14 protein-coding genes are annotated in these 26,528 nt (G+C 42.2%); 7 read left to right on the forward strand and 7 right to left on the reverse strand.

Going from position 1 to position 26,528, the window contains the following annotated elements:
- Window positions 1-292: 292 nt before the first annotated feature.
- The 4 genes from NSQ55_RS17430 to NSQ55_RS17445 all read right to left on the reverse strand — a co-directional run bounded on the left by NSQ55_RS17430 (window position 293) and on the right by NSQ55_RS17445 (window position 9,901).
- A complete protein-coding gene (locus NSQ55_RS17430) occupies window positions 293-4,687 on the reverse strand; it encodes an Ig-like domain-containing protein (protein WP_339168252.1) in 4,395 nt (1,464 codons plus the stop codon).
- A gap of 133 nt (window positions 4,688-4,820) precedes the next feature.
- Complete coding sequence (locus tag NSQ55_RS17435) at window positions 4,821-5,912, reverse strand: response regulator (protein WP_339168253.1); 1,092 nt, start codon at window positions 5,910-5,912, stop codon at window positions 4,821-4,823.
- A 3-nt stretch (window positions 5,913-5,915) separates the two neighbouring features.
- Window positions 5,916-9,026: an ATP-binding protein gene (locus NSQ55_RS17440; RefSeq protein WP_143763968.1), complete on the reverse strand. Its 3,111-nt coding sequence runs from the start codon at window positions 9,024-9,026 to the stop codon at window positions 5,916-5,918.
- 644 nt (window positions 9,027-9,670) lie between these two features.
- Window positions 9,671-9,901 carry a hypothetical protein gene (locus tag NSQ55_RS17445; protein ID WP_248548775.1) on the reverse strand — a complete coding sequence of 77 codons (231 nt, stop codon included), beginning with the start codon at window positions 9,899-9,901 and terminating at the stop codon, window positions 9,671-9,673.
- Between the two features lie 215 nt (window positions 9,902-10,116).
- On the opposite strand from NSQ55_RS17445, the gene NSQ55_RS17450 reads away from it, so the two are divergent.
- From NSQ55_RS17450 to NSQ55_RS17470, 5 genes are all read left to right on the forward strand, one after another.
- On the forward strand, window positions 10,117-10,764 hold the full coding sequence (locus NSQ55_RS17450) for a transcriptional regulator (RefSeq protein ID WP_339168256.1): 648 nt from the start codon (window positions 10,117-10,119) through the stop codon (window positions 10,762-10,764).
- Window positions 10,765-11,240: 476 nt separating this feature from the next.
- Window positions 11,241-12,029 (forward strand): MerR family transcriptional regulator, encoded by a 789-nt coding sequence (locus tag NSQ55_RS17455; RefSeq protein ID WP_339168257.1) that lies wholly within the window; start codon window positions 11,241-11,243, stop codon window positions 12,027-12,029.
- Window positions 12,026-12,703 carry a GNAT family N-acetyltransferase gene (locus NSQ55_RS17460; RefSeq protein ID WP_339168258.1) on the forward strand — a complete coding sequence of 226 codons (678 nt, stop codon included), beginning with the start codon at window positions 12,026-12,028 and terminating at the stop codon, window positions 12,701-12,703. Before NSQ55_RS17455 ends, NSQ55_RS17460 begins: the two co-directional genes overlap by 4 nt.
- A complete protein-coding gene (locus NSQ55_RS17465; RefSeq protein ID WP_339168260.1) occupies window positions 12,687-13,694 on the forward strand; it encodes an alpha/beta hydrolase in 1,008 nt (335 codons plus the stop codon). Before NSQ55_RS17460 ends, NSQ55_RS17465 begins: the two co-directional genes overlap by 17 nt.
- 1,128 nt (window positions 13,695-14,822) lie before the next feature.
- Window positions 14,823-20,684, forward strand: a complete 5,862-nt coding sequence (locus NSQ55_RS17470) for a bacterial Ig-like domain-containing protein (protein ID WP_339168262.1) — start codon at window positions 14,823-14,825, stop codon at window positions 20,682-20,684.
- A gap of 76 nt (window positions 20,685-20,760) precedes the next feature.
- Here NSQ55_RS17470 and NSQ55_RS17475 read toward each other — a convergent pair whose 3' ends face one another.
- Window positions 20,761-21,540: a helix-turn-helix domain-containing protein gene (locus NSQ55_RS17475; RefSeq protein WP_076281666.1), complete on the reverse strand. Its 780-nt coding sequence runs from the start codon at window positions 21,538-21,540 to the stop codon at window positions 20,761-20,763.
- Window positions 21,541-21,660: 120 nt separating this feature from the next.
- Here NSQ55_RS17475 and NSQ55_RS17480 point away from each other — a divergent pair, with 120 nt between their 5' ends.
- Complete coding sequence (locus tag NSQ55_RS17480; RefSeq protein ID WP_339168265.1) at window positions 21,661-23,577, forward strand: right-handed parallel beta-helix repeat-containing protein; 1,917 nt, start codon at window positions 21,661-21,663, stop codon at window positions 23,575-23,577.
- Between the two features lie 247 nt (window positions 23,578-23,824).
- Here the strand turns inward: NSQ55_RS17480 and NSQ55_RS17485 are convergent, their stop codons facing one another.
- On the reverse strand, window positions 23,825-24,991 hold the full coding sequence (locus NSQ55_RS17485) for a hypothetical protein (protein ID WP_076182337.1): 1,167 nt from the start codon (window positions 24,989-24,991) through the stop codon (window positions 23,825-23,827).
- Window positions 24,988-25,512 carry a sigma-70 family RNA polymerase sigma factor gene (locus NSQ55_RS17490; protein ID WP_081386240.1) on the reverse strand — a complete coding sequence of 175 codons (525 nt, stop codon included), beginning with the start codon at window positions 25,510-25,512 and terminating at the stop codon, window positions 24,988-24,990. The genes NSQ55_RS17485 and NSQ55_RS17490 overlap by 4 nt, the downstream gene beginning before the upstream one ends.
- Window positions 25,513-25,685: 173 nt before the next feature.
- Here NSQ55_RS17490 and NSQ55_RS17495 point away from each other — a divergent pair, with 173 nt between their 5' ends.
- Window positions 25,686-26,516 carry a MerR family transcriptional regulator gene (locus NSQ55_RS17495; RefSeq protein WP_339168269.1) on the forward strand — a complete coding sequence of 277 codons (831 nt, stop codon included), beginning with the start codon at window positions 25,686-25,688 and terminating at the stop codon, window positions 26,514-26,516.
- Window positions 26,517-26,528: the final 12 nt, after the last annotated feature.

Raw genomic sequence — 26,528 nt, forward strand, 5'->3', positions numbered from 1 at the left:
AGCAGAAATGTCGGCGCCATGTTCGATTTACAACTCTATTAGTTCTACATTATCCGTATGAAAAGCAGCAGAATGTAAGGAAGTATAACCATCACTATCGAATATATTATTCTCCATATTCGCAAGGTGCGGATGAGCCTCATTAATGATTAATTATCGTATAAACGAGCTAAGTTATTTTTTCTGGATAATTAGCCATTCTCCAGCTTGGCTAACCATAAAAAGAAAAGAGGATTCGTTCAATTTTCTTTGAACGAATCCTCTAATGATCACAATTCTGGAGCTCAGTAGATTAGATTAAATCCGACTTTTCAAGTAGCCGCTTCACGATCTCTGCAACCTCAGCTCTGGTCATATCATCTTTCGGAGCAAGCCCTTTACTGCTTCTTCCCATGATAATGCCTGCCTGCAAAGTGTCAGTAACTCCACTGATCGCCCAGTTAGAAACCTCACTACTATCTGTAAATGGAGCTAACAAAACGTCAGCCGATTGAACAGAAAGCTTAGTCTGTAGCGCTGTAATTTTCATCGCTTTGGCGATAATTAACATCGCTTGTTCACGGGTAATATGTTCATCAGGGCGGAACATACCATCTTCAAAACCATTGATTAATTGATAAGCAAATGCTGTGTTGATCGCACTGTTATACCAATCCGTGGTCTTTACATCTGAGAATGGTGTTGCAGCTTGTTCCATCTCAAGTCCCAGACCGCGTACAACAATCGCCGCAAACTCTGCACGGGTAATGGCTTGATCCGGAGTAAATTGACCATTACCTGTTCCCTCAATGACTAATCGAGAGCCCATATCGTTCACTGCCTCTTTTGCCCAGTGATTAGCCACATCACTAAATTCAAGCGGATGCCAGATTACGGAGTAAGTACCTCCGCTTAAGCTGTTAATAGTAGCAAAATATTTGCCATCAATTACAACCACTTTAGTAGGTACATGGTGTACCGAACCTTCGGAATCAACATACACTCCAGTTGTAATCTTGTTCGGGTCCATCCCCTCAGGAATGGCTATGGTACGTTTAACATACGTATTGAATTGGGAAAGTTCAATACTCTTTTCTCCGTAGATACCTCTGGCCGTAAAATTAACTGGCGCGGAAACTAATGAAAAGGATCCTTTTTGGGCAGCTGCTTCTAAAGCTTTAACTTTATCGGCTGTAGGGGCGCTAATTTCAATCTGTATCTTAATATCTTGCAAAGCTACCGACTTGCCGATTTGCTCGTTCAAAGCGTCAATATTAATTTGCTGAGCAGGCAGTGTAAATGTCGCATTTCCTGTTTTGATCTCAAGAATTGCCTGATTACCCTGCATATTTTTAACCATTTGTCCGTTTAGTTCGCCAACTATAACATCAGATTTACTATTTGCAGCGAGAGAAACTACCGTACCTTTACCTTCAGTGGCGAGTTTGTCCTCTAGCTTCTTCTGATCTAACACAATGGTGGTTAACGTTTGCTCATTCCGTTTACCATTCGTTGCGGTTCCCACTGTTTCCGCTTTACCATTGATTAGGATGGAAGCATCATTTACCACAGGTGCCGGAGTTGCTGATGGGGTTGGTTGCCACGGAACAACAACATCACCACCAGATGAAGTGCTAGGAACAACTGCATTGGACTCAGCAGAGGATTCGCTGATGCCAGCTTTATTGATTGCCTGTACCGTGAAGGTATAGCTTGTTCCATTCGTCAAACCACTGATTGTCAGTGGACTTCCAGTTCCCGTAACCGTCAAACCTCCCGGATTAGCAGTTACAATATATCCTGTGATTTCGCTGCCTCCATCGTTCACCGGCGGTATAAAGGTGATGATTGCTTGACCATTCTCTGCAGTTGCAGTTACAGATGTTGGAATTCCTGGTGCTGTAACTGGCTTAACAGGAGCCTTCACAGTGACGGTTGTAGAAGCCGTATAACTTCCATCTTTCGTCGTTACCGTAATGATGGCTGTTCCCTCACCAATCGGAGTTACTACTCCATAAACAACCTTAGCTACGGTCTCATCGCTGGAGCTCCAGATTACACCTTTATTTGTCGCATTAGCAGGTGCTACTGTAACTTGTAGATTCCCGTCGCCTTCACCCACCGTTAAGTTAAGTTCTGTCTGGTCTAAAATCACCCCAGTTACGATAACGCTAGGTGGCTTTGGAGCGGCTACATTAACTGTCGTTGAAGCCGCATAACTTCCATCTTTCGTCGTTACCGTTATGATCGCTTTACCCTCTCCAACCGGAGTTATTACTCCGTTCACAACGGTCGCGACTGTTTCATCGCTCGAGCTCCAGATCACGTCTTTATCCGTTGCATTGGCAGGCTCTATTGTTGCTTTTAGAATTCCATCAGCTTCACCAGCTGTTAAATTCAGTGTTTCCTGATCTAACTTCACTCCAGTTACGTCCACAACGGGCGGGATTGGGGCACTCACATTTACTACAGACGAAGCTGTAAAACTTCCATCTTTCGTCGTTACCGTAATAACCGCTGTACCCTCTCCAACCGGAGTTATTACTCCGTTCACAACGGTCGCGACTGTTTCATCGCTCGAGCTCCAGATCACGTCTTTATCCGTTGCATTGGCAGGCTCTATTGTTGCTTTTAGAATTCCATCAGCTTCACCAGCTGTTAAATTCAGTGTCTCCTGATCTAGCTTCACTCCAGTTACGTCCACAACGGGCGGGATTGGGGCACTCACATTTACTACAGACGAAGCTGTAAAACTTCCATCTTTCGTCGTTACCGTAATGATCGCTTTACCCTCACCAACCGGAGTTACTACTCCATTCACTACGGTCGCTACAGTTTCATCGCTCGAGCTCCAAATCACGTCTTTATCCGTTGAATTGGCAGGCTCTATTGTTGCTTTTAGGAGTCCATCAGCTTCACCAGCTGTTAAATCCAGTGTTTCCTGATCTAGCTTCACACCAGTTACGTTCACAACCGGCGGGATTGGAGCACTTACATTTACTACAGACGAAGCAGTAAAACTTCCATCAGTAGTCGTTACCGTGATGATCGCTGTTCCAACGCCAACTGGAGTTACCACCCCGTTTACAACGGTTGCAACAGTCTCATCACTAGAGCTCCAATTTACTGTTTTGTTCGTGGCATCAGCAGGTGCTATTACGGCACTAAGCGTGTCTCCTGCTTCTCCTTCCGTTAAACTGAGTGATGGTTTATCCAGGGTCACTCCGGTTACGATTACATCCCCCGTATTGTTTACGGTCACATTAAAAGTGTATGTGTTGCTTAATGCTCCATCACTTACCTTAACAGAAATCACACTGGTGCCAAAAGCATTCGCTGCGGGTGTTATTTCTAAAGTCCGTTGCTCACCACTTCCACTTACTTTCAGTCCATTATTCGGAATTAAGAGCGTATTCGAGGAAGTAGCTGATACTTGTAGGTCATCTCCATCCACATCGAGGACCTTAAAGGATCGTGAGACCGACTTGTTTTTATCGGTTGTAGTATTCCCCATAAAACCTGTGTCCTGCTTCCAGGTTGCCCCAGTAATTGTACCGTTCTTAAGGGGAAGACCAGAGGTATTAATAGCGACATTCCCATCATTGCTATTCGCTAATTTATAGTTTAAAGCCAGATTAGGCTCCGAGCCTGTCAAGTCGACATTCATTTCTCGAACAATATCACTTTGGCTCTTGGCTTTACTCCAGAACCTAACGTCTCTCATTCCGCCGTTATAATCTCCGTCCTGTCTCCACGTGCTTTTTCCAAGCCAGTTATTCGGACGTGCAACGTTTCCTACTGTACTTAAATCCATGGCCCCTTCTGCCTTAAGTACACCATCCCAATAAATCCGTCCCTTTTTCTGACTGTGATCATAAACAATCGCGACATGAACCCATTTAGAAATCGGGAAATCCTCAGTGACATTAATATCTCCCTTATTAGTGTAGGCAGTGAAATTCATCCGTTTGCCATTAAAACCTACAAAAATATTGTGGTTCTGCTCTGCGATCGATGATTCAAAAAATCTCATCCATGTCTGAAAAGCATCTACCTTCAAAAATCCTTCAACTGTAAAAGAATTCCCATAAATCCGTTGATCCGGGAAGGTCACATAATCCCCGTTACCGTCAAAACTAAGATAGTCCCCACCATTTAGTTCTGTCAGATAAGGTGCATCGTTCACTGGATTTACAGTAATTACGGCTATACCCGGATCTGAGCTGAACGCGGCAGATACTGTGGTATTCGCATTTTTTTGATAATTTTGATAACCGGATGCTGTTGTATCCCATAGCTTAAAGCTAATGGATGCCGTTCCGTTCCAGTCTTTCGCCGGGACAAAACGGATTTTCTCCGATTTCAGCAGCAGAAAAGCATTACTGTTCGACACCGGCTCGATATTATACCAAATTCGTCCCACCGTGTTGTAATACTGCCAGGCCCCTTTGGTATTATCTAAAGCTACTACAGCAATCCCTGTTGACGCTGGATCCGATACTTTTCCTGTCAAAAAGCTGGCTACCTCAACTCCTGCGTTGGAATAGTCATCTTCATTGATGGACGTTATTATAGCTGGGCTATTCTCGAGCCAACCGAAACTAGCTTTTGCACTTATGATTGGAGTTTGCATAGGACCCACCCCCTGCACCACAAGTCCAGTACATAACGAAATACTAATGCCTATTTTCATAAATGATGGCTTCAAACTCTATTTCCCCCTCTAGCATAAATCATGTCCTTAATTCGACAATAATCGAGAGTATTATACAAAATTAAGATAAACAAAAAATAAACAAAAAAAGAACCCTCGATAACCATCCATTCGAAGGTTCCTTCCATTACAATAACTTCTGTTTCATTAACGCTTTGAGTTTAGGATCGGGTGTTGTTCCGAGCTCTTGCTGCAGCATCTCTTCCAATTGACCAAATTTCCGCTGTGCTTCATTCATTCGCCCTAATTCAATTAATAAGTTGATGATTTCATGATAGATGTCCTCTCGCAAGGAATCTAATTTTATTATTTCTCCAAAATAATGCAGTGCTTGCTGCTGCTGATTCTGCTCCAAATGAAATCTTGCAGCCAGCTCCAGCAATCCTATATATTCATGCTCGAGTCTGCGCGTCCTGCTACTGGCCCATTCATAGGCTTTTCCTTTAAGTAATGCTCCTGTGTATAAACCTTCTGCTTGAATCATCCATTCAACATGTCTTTCAGAGGTTTGCCTGATTTGCTTTAACAATCGCTCAAATTCATACAGATCACAATAAATGCTGCTCTCTACTATATGAATTTCGTTCCTGCTAGCTTTTATATAATTGGCGCCGATTGCTTTTCGAATATAATACAGCGTCGAGTTCAGATTCTTCCACGCTTTTTCAGGCTCCAATCCGCTCCACAACGTGTCGATAATTTCCTCCCGGCTAACCGTCCCTTTACTAACCAGAAAAGCAAATAATTCTTCTGTTTTTGGACTTCTCAGCTTGATTAGCTCTCTGTTCTGCGTTCTGCGGTACACTTTTAAACCATTAAATAAAAAAACTTCTAACGTAGGCTCAACCGTTGTATTTCGATTTATTTTTTTGAGTTTCTCTAACGTCTTAGACAACCGCTCCGCAGTTACAGGCTTCAAAAGATAATCCACTGCACTCAGGTCAAAAGCCTGCAGCGCATACTCATCAAATCCGGTTACAAAAACCACATCTATCGATTCATCCAATTCATGCAAAAGGCTAGAAAGCTTCATCCCATTCGTCTCAGGCATAGAAATATCCAAAAAAGCTACATCTATCGGATTGGCCTTCGCAAAAGCATAAGCTACCGCAGGATTCAAAAACGTCTCATAGACATCAATCTCTCCGCTCTGCGATAAGATCCGCTTCAGGCGTTTTACCGATAACTCCTCATCATCTACAATAATCGCTCGCAGCATGCCTCAACCTCCCATCCGCTTAAGCTGCTGTATTGGAATTTCAAAAGATACCGTTGTGCCTAATCCTTCAGCACTTTGAATATGAATATTTTTTCCATATAATAGCTTGATGCGCTGACTGATATTCCACAGCCCCACCCCTCTTTTATCTACATCTGACTGCATTACTTCTTTCAATTTATGCTCACTCATTCCAGATCCATTATCCTCCACAATAAAGCTAATCACAGAATTCTCTAATTCTTTTACAGATATAATTACCGTGCCACCCCGCAAATTGGACATTAGGCCATGCCTTATTGCATTTTCGACCAAAGGCTGTAGAATCAGCGGAGGAATCCGGTAATCCGTATTCACTCTCACATCATATTCCACATTTAATCTGGCACCGAAGCGTGCTTTTTCAATATTGATATAAGCCTCTACCAGCTCAAGCTCATTCTCCAGACTCGTTAGTGAATCCAGTTGTTTGAAATCAAAGCTGCTTCGCAAATACTGGGACAGCTGCAGTGTCAACTCTTCGGCCTTCTCAGGTTCCTCCACACATAGTTCAGCAATTGAATTCAGAGCATTGTATAAGAAATGAGGTTTGATCTGGGATCGTAAAAAAGCAATTTCGGCGTCTTTGGCAGTCTTCACGGAAGCTCTCAATCGGGTCAGACTTTTAACACGTGCCATTAGCTCTTCAGCTTCAAAAGGTTTTCCCACATAGTCATTTGCACCGTTATCCATGGACATCTTCATATCGCTCACCCTGTTCTTGGCCGTCAGCATTAACACAGGCAGTTCAAAAGGAGTAAATCTCTCTCTAATCTTTTGCAGAACCTCGTAACCCGAAATGTCCGGCATGGTAATATCCAGTACCACCAGAAAAAAGTCTGTGTTTTTCGCTAGCTCCTCAAGTGCCATCTGCCCGCGATTGACAACCACAATAGAATATTTCTCTAGCTTAAACAGATTGATCATAGATTGCAGATTGGCAAAATCATCGTCCACTACTAAAATGGGCTCATTGATCTCGCCTTTGATATAAAGGGGATAACTACCATGGGAGAAACTTAATTCTTTATAAGAATGTGCCGCCTTAAGGGTTGGCCTCGAGATTGGCTTAACCGCTTTATCCCACCGTGGAAGTGTAAAAATAAACACCGAACCTTTTTCCACTGTAGATTCCACAGCTATGTTCCCACCATGCAGTTCTACTAGCTTCTTAGTAATACTTAATCCGAGCCCTGTTCCACCATGACTATGAATCTCCGCCTCATCCACCTGCTCAAAAGCTTTGAAAATACGCTCCTGCATATCCGGTGAGATACCCAAACCTGTGTCTGCCACACGTACTTCCACCCACTCCTGAATAACTCTGGCACTAATCTCTATTTCACCCTGTTCCGTAAATTTAATCGCATTATCAACCAAGTTGTGGAAAATTTGAATCAGACGATTGCCATCTGCATTCACCATAGGAAAATTCGAAGCGACTCTGTTAACGAGCAGGATCGACTTTTCTCCGAGCAAAAAAGAATGAATACCAATGACGGAATCAACAACGGCTTTCAAATCCAGGTTGCTTTTGTATAATGTGATGTCTCCATACTTCATTTTGGAATAATCAAGTAGTTCATTTACCATATGTGTTAATCTTCTGCCGCTCCCTATTACGATCGCTAGATTCTGCGCTTGTTTTTCATTAACTGGACCCTCAACCCCATCCAGCAGCGTAGCTGTAATGTTCACTATGGCATTTAGAGGTGTTTTTAGTTCATGTGAGGTGTTGGAAAGGAATTCATCTTTAATTTTATCCAGCCCGATCAGCTGGTTTTTCATCTCGTCTATGGTATGGTAGGCTTCAAAAAAACGTAGAACAATCAGCACGATCATGATGATATTAAAAGCCACAATGTAAAACTGCCCGAGCCAAAGGTTCTCTTTTATAGAAAGAGCAAACAAAATAATGTCTATGGAATATAGATTAATAGCTAGAATCGCCATAAACATCAGCAGCAATTTGATTCTATTTACTTCTGCGCTTCTAATATATAGGGTAGCCACTCTACATAACATCCAAATTAACATCAGCTCATATAAAATAATCACATACGGATAAATGACCGTGTAAGAACGAATCGGCAGGATGGCGACCAGAATTATAAAGCTGCCTAAAACAATCGTTATGGCTTGAGTAAATTTTAAAGATATTATGCTTTTGTGCATTTGGTAAAAAAATATTGCGAGCACAATAAAGCAGGAGATGGAGCTTATATCCTTTACTTTGTAGAGCACTATGAACGAAAGTTTAGGGAAAAAGAGTAAGAGTGAACGCTCGCCGATCAACCCATGATATATCGCAAACAGCAAACAAATAGTAGCAAATACAAGTAAAGAGTAATCCTGCTTACGGTATAAGGACGCCGCCCCAAAGCAGATAAAAAAGATAAGGGCAAGTGTGCCTAAAATAGCAACGGTGCTAAATTCACGGGCCGTACTCTTCTGCTGAACCTCCATCATTGCTGCTTCCTCACCAAAGGATAAAGAAACCGGAATACCCCCATTTACATAATCGAAGTTGGAGACTTGAATTATGATTTCTACATCTCCCTTATCAGACGAAAAAAGCCCAATCAGCGGGATATTCCCTGACCGATAATCAGCTTCATTAGCAGCAGGATTTCCATCCTCAATAACTGACTGTCCATTAACAAAAATCCTGCTTGAAAAGCGGATATTTGTTTTTTTCAAGGCGAATACCCCGCTTACAGGCAGGTTTTTTAGAACCATCCGATAGGTGGCGGAACCGAAGGCAGGTAAAGGGCTTCCATTAACGATGTTGCCGTTCCACCGGGAGGGCACCTCCATCCAAGCTGAAGAAGCAGGTATATCTGCGTTACCCGCCCTAAAATGCTCAGGAGTTAATAAGTGATTCCAATAAAACTCCCATTCACCGTCTAACTTGATAATCTTATCCTGTTCGTAATCCCAAGCTGCGAGATCCATGACTCCATGCTGCACTTGCAGGTGACTCCCTTGTTTATCGTGACCCATAAGAATGGATAGAGGAATCGCAGATAATAAAATTAAACCAATCAGATAGATAAGTAATGTCCTTTTGAGCATCGTATCGGCCCCTTTTATGGAAGAGTAAAGCTGCAGCAATCACCAGGGCCATCCTGCAACACGTGATGTAGAGTAAAAAGTCTAGATGAACATAGATAATTCTATAAAATTTTCTAATTTCCTTCACAATTCGACAAAGTAATAGGCCTTTATTAGGATTTTTTTCGGAAAAAGCGGGACTTGTATGAAAAGAGGGTCTGAGAATTCTTGCGGCTCTGAATGCTTACACCGCGCGTTTGCGGACTCAGGAGACCTTATTTGCTGAAAACGAGGGTTTTGACACGCTATCGGACTCAGTTGCAACTATATGCTCATAACCACCCTTTTTTGAGTCGATTTGCAGCTAATAAGAGCTATGCAGTCCGTAACTTTTGGAATACGAGCGAAAATGTACGAATAGCTGCAATACTGTCCGTTCATCCCGGAGTTACATGACTTTGGTGACATGGAAGACATGAAAACAATGATATCTGACATCTTGGACTAGATAGACAATTCTGACGTCGTTGGGAACTCTGAATACTTACACCGCGCGTTTGCGGACTCAAAAGACCTTATTTGTTGAAAAACGAGGGTTTTGACACGCTATCGGACTCAGTTGCAACTATTTGCACATAACTACCCCATTTTGAGTCGATTTGCAGCTAATAAGAGCTATGCAGTCCGTAACTTTTGGAATACGAGCGAAAATGTACGAATAGCTGCAATACGGTCCGCAACGTTCGAAAATGAATAATGATATTGCGCAGAGCACGTAATCCATTTTTGCGGATCAGTAAGCATATGATGATCGTCCTAGAAAAGCCATGCGGCCGCGCGGGGGAAGAATCCGCTTTTAGAGTAACTATTAACTTCAGCAAATTCAGCTCGTTCACCCTGCTAGCTTCCTTCCTTTAAAACCTACTAGAATTCGTCATCTTTATACACAGTAACTCATTGAAGAAATCCCCAGCACTCGTTATAATAGCAACTATAGGACGTGAAGAACACGCCGCTTTTATACAATCTCTATCCTGGGTTAAGCTCAGGAGGAATTGTATGGGAGCGGCTTTTTCTTTTTTCAAAAAATTACTTAAGGAGGATATACAAAATGTCCAGATTCGAACAGCAACTAGAGGAATGGTTACAGATCAACTTGGATAAGGAGAACAATCCCCGCAGACAGGAGCTTCTTGCAAAAGGGTTGGGCTATGGAACAGTCGAATTTCTGCGTGCCGTATGGTTTCCTGCTGTAGGAAACTTCAACTACTTGTTCCCCGAATGGGAAGTGCGCGATTTCAACAATGGTTATCGTTATCTTGATCTGGCCTATATGCCAGGTGGAGCAAAGGGTGGAATTGAGATTCAAGGCTACGGTCCGCATGCTAGAGATCTTGATGTACGACGATTCAAAGATTTATGTAGACGCCATTCCTTATTATCGCTAGACGGTTGGACCTTCCTATCCATCGCCTATCCTTCAATCACGGACGAGCCTCAGCTATGTCAACAACTAGTACTCGCATTCATCGGCAAATTCATGGCTTCAGACGCGCCCTCTTCATTAACTTGGTTAGAAGCTGAAACACTTCGTTTCGCAAGACGTCTTCTGCGTCCGTTCACACCTGTAGAGCTCACCCACCATCTTAGAGTCACTAATCGCCATGCCCGACGTGTTTTACATGAGTTAGTTGAACAGCAGCTACTAGAGATCGTCGGTGGAAAAGTACGCAATCGAACCCATCAGCTTAGAATGTGATGACTTGATTAGTTTGTTTTGATTAGTATGGTTTGATTAACAAAGTTACGTTCGGACCGTATAGCTCTTATTTCCCAATTATCTTCGTTTTCGCCACGCTATCGGACTCAGTTGCAGCTATTTACTCAAAAACCCTGCTCTGACCCAATTCTTCAGCTCATTAAGAGCTATGCAGTCCGAAACTCACGGAAAATGAGCGAATTAGCTAAAATAGCTGCATTACGGTCCGTAATGGCAACTCTAGGGTCATACCAGCAAGGCTCATACAAAAAAATGATCCTGAATCTAATCCGTTGCACCCCCGCATTGTCCTTCCAAAATCTAAGTCTTTTTCAATACCACCCATTACTATTACTAATCATTATTTAGAAAAAAAGTGCTCTGCTTAGTCCGTATTTTAATCAACGCTTGACCTTAGGTCTGACCTAAGGTTTATAGTTATTTTATCAAATAACTTACAGTTAGGAGCACCGCCCTTGAATCCGTACCTTACAATTGGCGAACTATCAAAACTTATGAATGTATCTATCCACCAGATTCGATATTTTGAAGAAAAAGAAATCCTGTTTCCATCCTATATAGACAATAATCAGTACCGGATGTACGGCATCGATGAGATCTATCAATTGGCACATATCCTGTTGCTCCGCAAATTAAACATCCCTGTCAGCACCATTAGCCAAAGTATGAATAAATCCGCAACGAATGACTACCAACTGCTGTTAGAGAAATCGTTAAACAAAATCAACTCAGAAATAAACCAATTAATAATTCTGCAACAATTTATACAAAAGGTACTAAAAGAGCATGCAGATTATGGCAACATGAAGGGGGATTATCAAATTAAACATGTGGACAATCGTTATCTGAAAAAGTGGTTGGTGCTAGAGGATAACGAAACACTAACTGCACGAAGTTTATATGAAAAAAGACCGCAGTACCATCATTTATTTGAAACAGATTTGCATTATGTATACGATTCTGAACAAGTAACCTTATGCTTTAAAACCATTGAAACCACTCCCGCCCCTGACATTGTTTTAGAAAAAGGGTGTTATCTCTATAAAGCATTTTTTGTAACAGACGATCAGGATGTAGATCATGAGATTGCCAAGCTGGAACACTTTTTAAATGGGCATCACTACATGGTATTGGGACCAATCATCATTTTGGAGAAATCGTACCTATCCATGTTTAACAACGACAAGCTTCATTATGAGCTTCAAATTCAAATCGAGCATGCCTTAGATGATACCACTAAATGAGTACAAACGAGGTTATCATCGCCCATTACCAGGAACAAGATCGTGAGGCTGTAAGCAGGCTTTTGGTAGATGCATTTCACGGGAAATTCCACTCTCTCCTCTCTCTCGAGGACAATGAAATTGCTGATCTACTTATAAGACTTTGGGAACAAGATTCTACTTCTTTATCATCCAAACAAATAATCGCTTATGAAAACGGAGAAGTGGTTGGCACTATCTACTTAAAATGGCAGGATACAATCTCCCTTAAAAAAGGATCAATTAAACCACTGAATCGGGCTCCCTTTTTGCAGCTATTCAAGAAATTTGGATACTTAAATGTTTGTAAGTTAATCCTTGGGTTATATTTTTTGGATTATCAACCTAGAGCAAAAGAGTGTTATGTGGCTCATTTGGCTGTTCGGTCCAGTCACCGTAATAAGGGAATTGGCAAAGAGTTGCTGGGTTGGGCGGCAGATTTTGTCAACAGTCATTCTGAAATTGAAAAATTAACGCTACATGTTGCTAACAAGAATAAACGTGCCATTAATATGTACCAGCAGTTGAACTTTGAGATCCATAAATCTGACTATAGCGCGGTAAGACATTTACTTTTTAAAGAGCCTGTTTGGCATTACATGATAAGAAAAACATCGCTACAATCTGGGGGATCAATGAATGAAAAAGAAAATTAAGCTAACTGTCTGGATGATTACCATTTCGTTGTTGATTGCAGCGGTCCTGTTCGTACTACAGCAACATTCTTTTTCAATGACTGAGCAAAAAATTGAAATTGATACGCCTCAAGGTCAACTAACAGGAACCTTAGTTCTGCCCAAAAGCTACTCTGGAACCGTCGGACTGGTAGTTTTTGTTCATGGGGATGGCCCAGTTAATGATACTTACGATGATGGATATAAACCTTTGTGGGAAAAGCTCGCCTCTGCCGGATATGCTTCCTTATCTCTTAACAAACCGGGTATTGGGGGTTCTTCAGGGAACTGGCTAGAGCAAAGCATGGAGGATAGAGCGCAAGAAACTATTTATGCGATTAACTGGGCTAAAGCCTTACCTATGATTGATGATCAAGCTATTGGTTTGTGGGGAGCAAGTCAGGCGGGCTGGGTGATTCCTAAGATTGTTAAAAAAGTGCCTGATCTCGCCTTCAGTATTCTTGTATCCACCGCCATTCAATGGATTTCTCAAGGACAATACAATACCAGACAAGAGATGATTTTAGAAGGTTTTTCAGAACAGGAGATAAAAAAGAGAGAAGATTATAACGCGCAAATCCTACTGCTACTTAAAGAACAGGCGTCGTATGAAAGTTACTTGCGAATTGCACAATCGGACGATTTAATTTCCAAAGAAAAATGGGGTTTTTTCGCTAAAAATTATCAGTCAGATGCGAGCGGGGATTTAAAAAACTTCACTACACCTGTCCATTTAGTTCTTGGCGGGCAAGATATAAATGTAGATGTTGAGGAAACCGAACGTGTTTACCGTGAAAAAATTCCTGAAAATCTGCTTTCAGTCTTCTATATTCCTGATGCTGATCACTCTATGCTCTCAAAAAAGAATGCCTCATCACCATTAAGAACATATTTGACCGCTGTCTTTTTTCCACGACATATTGTTGTTGAGCCATATTTAGATGATTTGGTTCACTTTGTAAGCCAGTTTTAATCTGTTTGCCATCCATTATGCACTCTCGCCAGCTGAACTCCCTATGTTCGGACTGTATAGTCCTTATTTACTGAATTTCCTCGTTTTCGCCACGTTATCGGACTCAGTTGTAGCTATTTACTCAAAAACACTGCTCTGATCCACTTTTTCTGCTCATTAAGAGCTATGCAGTCCGAAACTCAGGGAAAATGAGCGAATTAGCTGAAATAGTTGCACTACGGTCCGTAACGACAACCGCGGAAGTAATGACTGCCCAAGCCCGTGTATTGGCTATGATTTCCCCAGAATCTACGTATCTGATAGAATACCTACGACTATCACCAATGCACTCCCTACGTTCGGACCGTACAGCCCTTATTTGCTGAATTTCCTCGTTTTCGCCACGCTATCGGACTCAGTTGTAGCTATTTACTCAAAAACACTGCTCTGATCCACTTTTTCTGCTCATTAAGAGCTATGCAGTCCGAAACTCAGGGAAAATGAGCGAATTAGCTGAAATAGCTGCGTTACGGTCCGTAACCACCACGCGGAAAGTACTTAACAACAGCACAAGCCCGTGTAAAGGCTTTGATTTTTTCAGAAACTACGCATTTTATAGAATACCTACGACTATCACCAATGCACTCTATACGTTCGGACCGTATAGCTCTTATTTGCCAATAATCTTCGATTTCTCCGCACTATCGGACTCATACGCAGCTATTTACTCAAAAACACTGCTCTGATCCACTTTTTCAGCTCATTAAGAGCTATGCAGTCCGAAACTTAGGGAAAATGAGCGAATTAGCTGAAATAGCTGCACTACGGTCCGTAACGACAATCGCGGGCGTAATTTTTGCTCAAACGTTCGCGGACTTCCACTGCAAGCATACTTACCGGCAGCTTCGGCGCCCGTAACCACCACGCCAGCGTACTAACCACCAGCAACAGACTCCGAAAACTCCACGTAAGTAGCAGAAGCAAAGGCATAAACCGGGTGTCATTAACTCAGATTATCCCTCTCCTGCTGCATAAACAGCGTTATATGGCGTATTGATTATAGCTGTACGCTTTAGTGATAACGTATAATTTCGGATGATCAAGCTTAGCTTTAGTCAAAATCGATCATATAAGGAGAGGTTTTAATCATTGAGAAAACAACAACGTTTGTTAGCCATGTTCGTAACCTTCCTGCTTTTGTGTTCCTCTTTTCCGTTATCGATGTTTGCAGAGGAAGCACCAGATCCTTATGAAGGAATGATTAACATTCAAAGTGAATGGCAAGGTAGCGTATTTGGTGATGTTGGGGGGCAAGACAAGATTACTGCGGCTAACTTTGGCATTACGGAGAACACGGATGGATCAGCAACACTGCGAAGCTCGAACGATAGAGGTAAAGTATCGGGCAGCACGGAAGGTATCGCTTATTACTTTAAAGAAGTTGATCCAAGTGTTAATTTTGAATTGAAGGCAACGGCTCACGTGGATGCTTGGACAGCCAATAACCAAGTTTCCTTCGGAATAATGCTGCGCGGCAATGTGTGGGATAACCAATTCGGAGCCTACTCTGGTGATTATGTCGCCGTGGGTGCTTTGGATCAAGAAATGAAAGCGTTTCACAAATTGCAAAATACAAGCCTACAGAAACTTGGGTACGTGTTTGATAACACTAATCGCCCTGCCCAAGGAGAGAATTACGAATTAAGCATCAAAAAGACCGGAAATCTGTATATTGTCCGCATCGGCAATGAAACCAAAACGATCGAAAGCTTTGACGGCTCCATTCAATTTGCGGGCCTTTATACCGCTAGAAATACTACGGTTACGTTCCGAAATATTCAATTCAGTCAAGAAGGTCAAATCGAGCTAGGACCTTGGGGCTTCAGCGCCTTCGGAGGCAATACTAGTCCAGCAAAGAACCCCGAACCTATTATTGAAAGTCCAACCTCTGTAACGATGACGACTTACGGCGGCAAAATCTCCAGCAGCGATGAGGGATTATCTTTTTATTCGAAAGAGATTCCTGTGGAAGCGAACTTTGAACTGAAAGCGACCGCTTCAGTGATTGCTTTTAATAGCAATAGCACTGTCAGCACACCTAACCAGAAATCCTTCGGTCTTATGCTCCGCGACAGTATTGGGACGAACGGAGATACAAGCACAACCACTTCTAACTATGCGGCGGTGGGTGCTTTGGATCAGGTAATGAAAGGTTTTTATAAAAAAGACACCCAAGTGAAGTTAAATCCTTTTAGCGATATCCAGGCTCCGTCCGCAGGAGCTGTATATTCGCTAAGTATTAAAAAATCAGGAGATACTTATCGATTAAGTGTGGGTGATCAGACCGAAATCATAACACTGGACGATACGTTCACAGATACTCTTTTTGCCGGAATTTATGTAGCTAGAGATGCAACTGTTACTTTCAGTGACATAGACATCCAGCTTGAATCCAAAATCGTAACCAGCTTAACCGCTGATACGAGCGCAATGACGAAAACCACTTATCTGGTTGGTGAACCCCTTGATTTGACTGGATTAGTCGTTAAGGCTATTTTTTCTGATGAGAGCGAGGCAGTTTTATCTTCTACGGATTATATTGTTACAGGCTTTGATAGCAGCAAGGTTGGAGAAAATATCATAACCATTAACTACAACGGTGCTTTCGTGAGCATTCCTTTGCAAATCGTTCCATTATCTATGACCTCATTATCAGTGAAGTATTATCCAGCTAAAACCGTATATTACCCAGGGGATACCTTCGATCCAGAAGGTCTTGTTCTTGTTGCCAATTATAACGACGGCTTCCTGACCAAAGAACTGACCAGTGATCTTTATTCCCTCTCCATTAACGGACAACCGGTCAGCGATTTATTACCGTATCTATTTACGCAATCAGGCTCCACAGCGGTATCCGTTACTTCAACAGAGGCGCCGGCAATCACAACGACCTTTAACGTGGAAGTAAAAGCAGCGACGTTATCCGCTTTAGAAATTCGAAATGAACCTAAACAAACACTCTACTATATCGGGGACTCCCTCAAACTAGAAGGACTTGTGGTTTATGCTCATTACAGTGATGGTACACAGATTCGGCTGTTGAACAATGAATACAAAGTCTCTCCTCTCGACACCACGACATCTGGGGATAAAAAAATCACAATTACGCATAAAGGCTTAACAACCTCTTTTCAAGTTAAGGTCAACGTTAAAAAACTAGTAGGCATCGAAGTCACCAGCTATCCTAAAACTACCTTTTTTATTAACGAAAACTTTGACAGCAAAGATCTCTTCGTATCCAAAGTGTATGATAATTCAGATAGAGAGAAGCTAAACAGCTATACGCTCGACACTTCCAAGTTCAACAATCAGGCAGCTGGAGTGTATGAAATTGGCATACTCCCTACCGATTCTTCTATTATGCCCATTACGTATTCCGTTACAGTAAAAGAAAAGATGGATCCCGTTTGGAAAAGCATTCAATTCGGTCAGTCCACTTCAGCTGCTAACAATCAGACGATTGTCAACGAGGATGGATCCGCCCAACTGATCGCTTTGGAAGGCGGCGGTAAAGTCACCGAAGATCATGACGGCATTACCTTCTATTACACCGAGCTAGATGCTGCGGAAGATAATTTCGTGCTGTCTGCGGATATCCAAGTGTTGGCTTTTGCAAAAAATCCATATGACGGGCAAGAATCTTTTGGCATTATGGCACGTGACGTCATCGGCACACAAGGAAATTCTAGCGTCTTTGCATCCAATATAGCTGCCATCGGTGGTTATAGCGGCGGGACGAAAAGCGATCTGGGCACACAGCTTTTTGTCCGTACGGGAGTTGAAAAAACGGATGGGACTGGCAGTAAAGGGATTCAAACCATCATGCTTCAAAAAGAACGTCCGGCACCTGCCAATACTGTTCCAGCAGCACCTTACCATTTAACCTTAGCAAAGACGAATAGTGGTTTTACAGGACAGCTCAATAATGGCCAACAAGCTATTCATTTCACACCAGACATTCTAAGCGTACAGGATTCAAAAATGTATGTCGGATTCTATGCTGCTCGTTTAGCCACAATTAATGTAAGCAATATTCAATTAACAGTCACTTCAGCAGCTACAGATTCTCCTAAAATAGAACCACCTGCGACTCCCGTCACACCTAGCTTAAATATACTTTCACTAAGTAAAACCTCAGATCCAGCTTACCAAATGATTGTGCGCTCTAATGTCAACGGAACGGTGACGTTGAAGCAAGGTTCTACGATCATCGCTCAGGATATCGAGGCAATAGCTGGTAAACGTCTTTCTATTCCCACGAGACTTCTTGATCAAGGAGATACGAACTTCAGCATTACTTTTTTACCAGATGATACTCAGTATTTGACCTCTTATGAGAAGATCATCAGCAACTTTACCGTCACCCTAAAAAGTTATAACGAAGATGATGATATCTACGTATCCCCCACCGGATCAAGCTCCGGAGATGGAACAATCAATCTCCCACTTGATATCGATACTGCGATTGATTTCGTTAAACCAGGTCAGCATATTATTGTGCTTGAGGGTCGTTATGTGCGGAAATCACCACTTGAGATTAAAAAGTACAATGATGGCAAAGCCTCCGCCAAAAAGTATATAGAAGCAGCACCAGGAGCAAGACCTATCTTTGATTTTGACAAAAAAACAGAAGGCGTTCTCTTGAGCGGAAACTATTGGCATGTGAAGGGACTTGATTTCACTCGCTCAGCTGGGAATACCAAGGGCTTTACAGTGGGAGGCAATTATAACATCGTTGAAAATAGCCGTTTCTATGCGAATGGTGACACTGGTCTACAAATCAGCCGAACAGATGGTACCGCGATAGAAATCAGTGAATGGCCTTCCTACAACTTAATTCTCAACAGTACCTCCTTCGACAACCGTGATCCATCTGACAATAATGCCGATGGCTTCGCGGCAAAATTGACTGCGGGTGTTGGTAATATTTTTAGAGGTTGTCTGGCGCATAACAATATCGACGATGGCTGGGACTTATATACGAAAGCAGGCTCAGGTGCAATAGGTTCAGTGTTGATTGAGCACAGCGCCGCCTTCAACAATGGGTTCTTAACAGACGGAACCGTAGGTGCCGGTGATAAAAATGGCTTCAAGCTTGGTGGCGAAGGCATTCATGTCACACATACCATCCGCGATTCCATCGCTTTTGGTAATGGCGCTTATGGTTTTACAAGTAATAGTAATCCAGGTGTGATCGCCATCAACAACATCGGATTTAACAATACGCGTGGTAATATAAGCTTCACCACTTATGATCACATTACTGCAGACTTTACGATTGACGGTTTCTTATCTTACCGAACTGCCAACATTGCAAAAGACCAATATCCAGCTTCTTTAGCTGCGGACAATAATTTCATGTTTGACGGTACGCGATCGGCGAATAAATCAGGTTTAGAACTGAGTGATTCTAACTTTGTCAGCTTAAATCCTGTAGTCAATTACTCTCGGGATGCTGACGGGAATATAATCTGGGGCGATTTCTTGAAGTTCATTCCTTTGGATGGGCCGGAACCAAGTCCGACGGCTTCTCCGAGTCCAACGGCTTCTCCAAGTCCGACGGCTTCTCCGAGTCCGACGGCTTCTCCAAGTCCGACGGCTTCTCCGAGTCCGACTGTTTCTCCGAGCCCAACGGCTTCTCCAAGTCCGACGGCCTCACCGAGTCCGACTGTTTCTCCGAGTCCGACCGCTTCTCCAAGTCCGACGGCTGCCGTGAGTGCAGGCAGTTCCGGAACATCGGTTGGAGATTCGGCCACTACTATACTCCATTTGGACGGTAGCGTAAGGATTGAGATACCTACTACTATGAATGGAGAAAAAGCTAGCGCAATATTGACTGAATCTTCCTTACAAAAGATTATGGCTTTAGCCAAACCTAATTCCGCAGGCCACAAAATCCTAAGAATTCAGCTCGCAGAGGAACAATCGCCAAAAGTTGGCTCATTTGAAGTCACTCTCCCTGCCGCAGCATTTCTTGTTGGAGCATCCACATTGCAGCTGGAGATCAATACATCACTAGCTACCTTTGTACTTCCGGATAATCTATTCCCGGCGAAGACACTGGACAATGTGAAGACGGTTACCTTGCTCCTCAAGCCTGTCGATACAACAGGAAGTTTAAAGAAGCAATTGGGTGAAAGTTTGCTTATTGATTACGAGTTACTTTTGGATGGTACAACAGTTCAATTAGAGAGTTTAAATTCGGCCATACAAATTGGGCTTCCTTATCCAGCAGCTGTACCTCCATTGAACAACGCCTTTATTGTAGTGTGGAACGTCAATGAGCACGGAGTCATCCAACCGGTAGTAGGCGGGAATTATGATTCAGATAAGAAGCAAGCTATTTTCTCAACAACAAATTCATCTGGACAATACGCCGCCGTTTACAATCACAAAACGTTCAGGGACATAACTGATTCTTATTGGGCGAAGTTTATTGTAGAAGTACTAACATCAAAAGGTGTCATTAATGGTGTAACAGAAACAGAGTTTAGGCCCGACCAGACTGTTACACGTGCAGATTTCGCACTTTTATTGGTTAGAGCTTTAGGTCTATCCGCAGCAGAAGGAAATAGCTTTGCTGATGTGTCACCTAACGATTATTTTTATGAGGGACTTATGACAGCTCAGAAATTAGGGGTCGTTACGGGCCAAACCGACGGCCTTTACCACCCTCATGACTCCATCTCCAGACAAGAAATGTTTGTTATGGCAGCTAGGGCATTGAAGGCTGCTGAGGTATGGGAATCGAATACGACCGCTTCCTCCCCCTCTGCATTAGACAGCTACACCGACCATAATCAAATTTCTAATTATGCGGCAAATGATATTGCAACGCTGGTATCAGCAGGTCTCATTAAAGGAGACTCTCAGCAGCAGCTTACACCAACTGCCCATTCCACACGTGCCGAAGCCGCCATGCTGATTTACAGAATTATGATGCAAAAATAAAAAAAGAACTCCAAGACCACTATACTCGTGGTTTTGGAGTTCTTTTTTATCCTCTTCCCTCCCCCCTTTAAGTCTTCTAGTTCATTTCCTTATCAGGAGGATTGGAAACCCGATACCCTTTCGGCGATTGATGGGTGATTTTCTGGAAATTCCGATGAAATGACCGTAAGTTACTATAGCCGCAAAGGTTGGCAACTTCACCAATAGTCAGATTCGAGTTTTTTAATATATAACATGCTTGTGAGATCCGATAGTGATTCAAGTAATCTGTGAAGGGCATTTTCATCAGCTGGACAAATAGCTTTGATAAATACGGGTAATCATATTGCAGATGTTTTGCTACAGCTTTTAATGTGCAATCGGCAGAATAATTTTGTTCTACAAAAAGCAGGATTTTATAGAGCACCTTTGTTTGCGGGGACTGTTTGACCGGAGCAAATGATGTCTGACAGATCAACTGCGCACATACACCATACAGGAAACTTTTCTGGCTATAAATCGAATCCAGCTTTGTACAATCAGGTTCATTCACAGCATGGAGAACATTATCATTTGGTATAAAGCTTTTATAATTCATGTGAAAATCACCTATCAATTCTGTGGAGAAAAGGATTACCATAATCTCCGAAAAATCAATCGTCTCAAATTCATGCATCTGATTAGGAAAAATAAAAACCAGATCATTTTTCTGCACCTGATAGCTTTTCCCATCAATGGTGATAGATAACTGCCCGTCTTTGACATAAATAATCTCAAATGCCCGATGAAAATGAAGTGGAAAATGATAGTTTTTCAATGGAATGAGTTTAAAGTAATCTTTTTCGCTGACACCATGTTTTTCAAAAAAGGGCCACAAGTAGATTCTCCTTCACGAAAACACTAATTTTGTCTTAAAGTGTACTATATAAAGTATAGAACTAACAACGTTATTTCCTATAATATTGGATAAAGTCAACCAAGCGGAGGTTATAGGACAATGGAATATCACATATCAAAAACCGGTTCAGATCAAGGTCAAGGCACTCAGGTGGATCCCTTTTTAACCATCAATAAAGCGGCTTCAGTAGCTGTGGCTGGGGATAAGGTTATCGTTCATGAAGGGATATATCGCGAGTGGGTAAAACCGAGATACCAAGGATTAAGCGAACAAAGAAGAATTATTTATCAAGCCGCTGAAGACGAGCAGGTTGTCATAAAAGGCTCTGAGCATATACAAGATTGGCAGCAGGTTGAGAACCAAATATGGAAAGTGATCTTGCCGAACACGTTTTTTGGCAGCTTTAATCCGTATGTTGAGGAAGTGTCTGGCGATTGGCTCGTTACTATAGAGGAGACAAGACACTTAGGCGATGTATATCTAAATGGCATATCTTTTTATGAGGTCAGTCAGTATGATCAACTGGCAGCTCCCATCGAAAAGCTGGAGTTCAAGGATCTCTGGACACAAGAGATGGTTCCGGTCCAAAATCCAAAACAGACGACCTACGTTTGGTTTGCCGAAGTAAGCCCTGACCACACCACGATTTACGCTAATTTCCAAGGTGCCAACCCGAACAAAGAACTGGTAGAAATCAATGTACGCAGATCTTGTTTCTACCCTGAAGAAACCGGAATTGATTATATTACTGTAAAAGGTTTTGAAATGGCGCATGCGGCAACACCTTGGGCACCTCCAACGGCAGACCAGCCCGGACTGCTGGGCACTAACTGGAGCAAAGGCTGGATTATTGAAAATAATATCATTCACGATGCCAAATGCAGCGCTATCAGTATCGGCAAAGAAGCTTCCACAGGCCATAATTACCGTACCCTTCGAAAAGACAAACCCGGATATCAATATCAGCTTGAATCCGTCTTTACTGCTGAGCGTCAGGGCTGGAGCAAAGAATCGATCGGTTCACATCTTATCCGCCATAATACCATTTATGATTGCGGCCAAAATGCCATCGTCGGCCACTTAGGTTGTATTTTCAGCGAAATTCATCATAACCATATTTACAACATTGCGACAAAACGGGAATTCTGGGGCCACGAAATTGCCGGGATCAAGCTTCACGCACCGATCGATACTCACATCCACCATAACCGGATTCACGATTGTACTTTAGGTTTATGGCTGGATTGGCAGACCCAAGGGACAAGAATCAGCAAAAATCTGTTCTATCAAAATCATCGGGATTTGTTTATAGAAGTAAGCCATGGCCCTTACATTGTTGACCATAATATCTTGACAGCTAAACATGCTTTAGAGAATGTAGCCCAAGGTGGAGCCTATATCAACAATCTGATCGGCGGCAGGATGGTTCATCGAAAGGTACTAAACCGGTCCACGCAATATCATCTTCCGCATAGTACAAAAATTGCCGGTTTCTCACTTATTTATGGTGGGGACGATCGGTTCTATAACAATATCATTGTTGGAAAAGACGGATGGACAGGCGTGGGCACATCACATTTCAATAACTACACCACCTCTTTGGCGGAGTATATCGAGAATGTCCATAAGTTACACGGTGATCTTGAGGAGTTTGAACTCGTTGAACAGCCTATGTTCATTAATAACAACGCTTACTTAAACAGTGCAGAGCCTTTCGAAAGAGAGAATGTAAAGCTAGTTGAAGAAAGCTTTGATCCAGACTTCTTTATTGTAGATCAAGGAGATGAGGGATTCCTTTCCATTGCTCTGCCTGAAAGCTTCGTTAACTTCTTAGGTGAGGTACATTCAACTGAGACTTTGCCGCGGGTGCGCATCGTGGATGCCGAGTTTGAGAATCCGGATGGCAGCAATATAATTCTGGATACAGATTTTCTGGATAACAAGAAAGAGAATAAAAGCACTTTAGGACCTCTTACACTTTTGAATAAGGGCAAAAATTATATTAAAGTGTGGTGATCGGTAAAGCAGGTGGCTAGTCCACCTGCTTTTTTCATTGCAATCATTGAGTCTGCTACTTATTGGCCTTAATCTTTTGAATAGATACTTCGTTTTGTTCTATTATGATTTGATATTCAACAATCTCTCCTGCTTTAAATTCTTCGTTAAATTCTTTACTGACCGATCAAAGAATTGATCTGAAGGTCATGGACGATAAATAAAACGAATATAGATAAGTCTTGTGAAAAGTTATCTGAATGATACTCTAATTCAAAATAATAATCCTGCCCGTGATTACACCCTTTTCATCTCTGGAAAATTGAAGTGCCCTAGTTTCTTTATCGTCCGCACTGAAGCTTACGGAATCCGAGTAACCGATTTGCCCTTCCTCAAACATATTTTGGACAAAAAGCTTAACACTCCAGTTATCGTATTCATAATTGAAAGCCCCTTGTTCATCAACACGCACTTCCTTTACAGATTCAGGGATAATCGTGCCGGTGGAGATTTTTTTCTTCATATCCTCTATTTTTTTAATTAGTTCCTTCTCATCATCATCAATAGAGGCAGCTGCATCTGTTGAAACCGCTGAATCAATTTTGCTGTCGGCAGAGGGTTCTTTCAACAGCTCCTGTAAATAGCTCTCAGCTTTGACAGGGTCAGCTTTGGTTGGGTCCAGCGGAAGTTCAAATAGAATAGCGGTTCCCTTGTAATCGTTATTAGCGCTAATTTCCCCTGTACTTTCATTATAAGCAAACGCATCTTTGCTGAAAAAAGAACTACCATTACTGACAGCTAGATATACCCCTCGGTCAGCGAACATCTCCACTCCATCACATTCAATCAGCCGGTACATAATTCCATCTATAACAGCCTCGCTATAGCCACCATTCATTGTTGTGATATTAACCTGCCATGGTTTTAGTCCCTTTATAAGCGGTGACACAAAGAATGGATCCTGGCCATACTCCGGTTCACTTGTAGCAGGCATGGGGCCACCGTCTATTCTGGCGATGGATACAACGGCATAGGATCTGTTTGGGTTAATATTCTGATCAGACTTACTCAGTTCTGAAAGACCTTCCCCCGAGACTATTCCATTCAACGTCACGTTATAATCACCAGATATAACCGATTGGTTGATTTCAACAGCATCCCTGCTTTCGAATGCTTTTGCCAGCAGTTGCTGGCCCAGATGCTCAGCAACCTGCTTGGGGCTAAATAGCTGTGTAGCTGCATAAGCCGTTAAAGACATTACAAGCGTGAATATAGCAACCATTAGTCCAATCGAAACTCTTTTTTTATAGGCTGGTTTCATTGGTTTAGTCTCCTTAAACTGTTGGATGATTCTTTCGTTTAATTCCTCTGTCGGCTCTGCTGTAGAAGCTAGCGCTTGCTTTAGCAGTTGATCCAACTTTTCGGAGTCATTCATTGGGATTCAACCTCCAAAATCTTTTTCATCGCCTTGCGGGCTTGGAAAAGTCTGCTTTTAACTGTGCCCGGTGGAATCCTTAGCGCTGAAGCAATCTCATCAACGGTCATTTCTGCGGTATAGTACAGATAGAGCGGTATTTTCAGTTTCTCATTCAGCCGGTCTGCGGCAGCATGAATCATGTGCCGAAGCTCCTGGGACAGCAATGCATCCTCTGGCATAACCTCTCCATCGGAAGTACACGCCAGATCGACCGCTTCATTATAATCTGCTGTAGGTGCAATTCTTTGCCGCCATGCCCATTTTCTGCGTTTGTTTTTGCGTAATGAGATAGCAATCGAGATAAGGAACGCTTTCGGATTTTGGTTCAGGTCCATTTTATGCCGCATTTCCATAGCTTTTAAAAAAGTCTCCTGATAGAGATCGTCCGTATCCACCCTATTCCCCGCAAGCGTAAAACAAAATGCGTAAATTGCTTTGCCATGTAATTTTATTAGGTCACTCAACTCTTCAATTTCCAAGTAGGCTACTCCTTTCTGAATGGCCATTCACCTATATATTGTCGTAACCTTAGAATCGGTTCACTATTTTGCTGTTGACTTTGACCTTAGGGTAAGGTGTTAAGTAGAGCTAGAACCAAACATCGATGTTTTGGCTTGGAAGCTTAATTAAAACGAAAAAAGGAGATGACTTTTTGCTGTCGATTGGAGAATTCTCGAAGATATGCGAAGTTTCTACGAAGACGCTTCGATATTATGATGAGATCGGATTAATTCATCCCGATGAGATTAACCCTGAGAACGGTTATAGGTATTACTCCATTAAACAACTTAAAAAAATGCTTTTTATCAATCGTCTGAAAGGTTATTGTTTCTCGCTGGAAGAAATCAAAGACATTTTACAATGGGAACAGAATCATTCAGAAGAGAAGCTCTACTCAGCCCTTAATCTCAAGAAAAAAGAAATACAGGAGAAAATAAGCGCTTATGAATACACCTTACAACAAATCAATAGTGATGTTTTAAATTTGGAGAAAGGTATTCCCATGATGTCCTACCTGAATGAGATAAAAGTAGAGCTTGTTGAAACTCAGCCTATGAATATTCTTTTTATGCGTCAGATGTTGAGTAGTAATGACTATGCGCTAGGTTATGAACATTATTTTAGCAGGCTATATGAAAAAATCGCCACGGAAAAACTCACTTTGCTCGGTACGCCAATAACGATATATCACAGCCATGAATATAATCCAGCCGGAAATGATACAGAGTTTGCTCTCCCCATAAAAGAGGGTGTAAAAGGTACAAGAGATTTGCCTGATGCTCTTTGTGCGAGATCTGTTCTTAAAGGCGCCTATTCAGAATTGACCTCGGTCTATGCTCAGCTGAGAGAATGGATAGAAAATGAAGGTTATGAATGGGTGAACTCACCTTATGAAATCTACTTAACGGACCCGACACAGGTTGCTGTGCCTGAGGATCTGGTTACCGAGGTCTATTTTCCAGTAAAGAAAAAAAATTCATAAAGGAGTACCTTT

This window comes from Paenibacillus sp. FSL H7-0943 (genome assembly GCF_037963265.1).
Lineage (GTDB): Bacteria > Bacillota > Bacilli > Paenibacillales > Paenibacillaceae > Paenibacillus_AQ > Paenibacillus_AQ odorifer.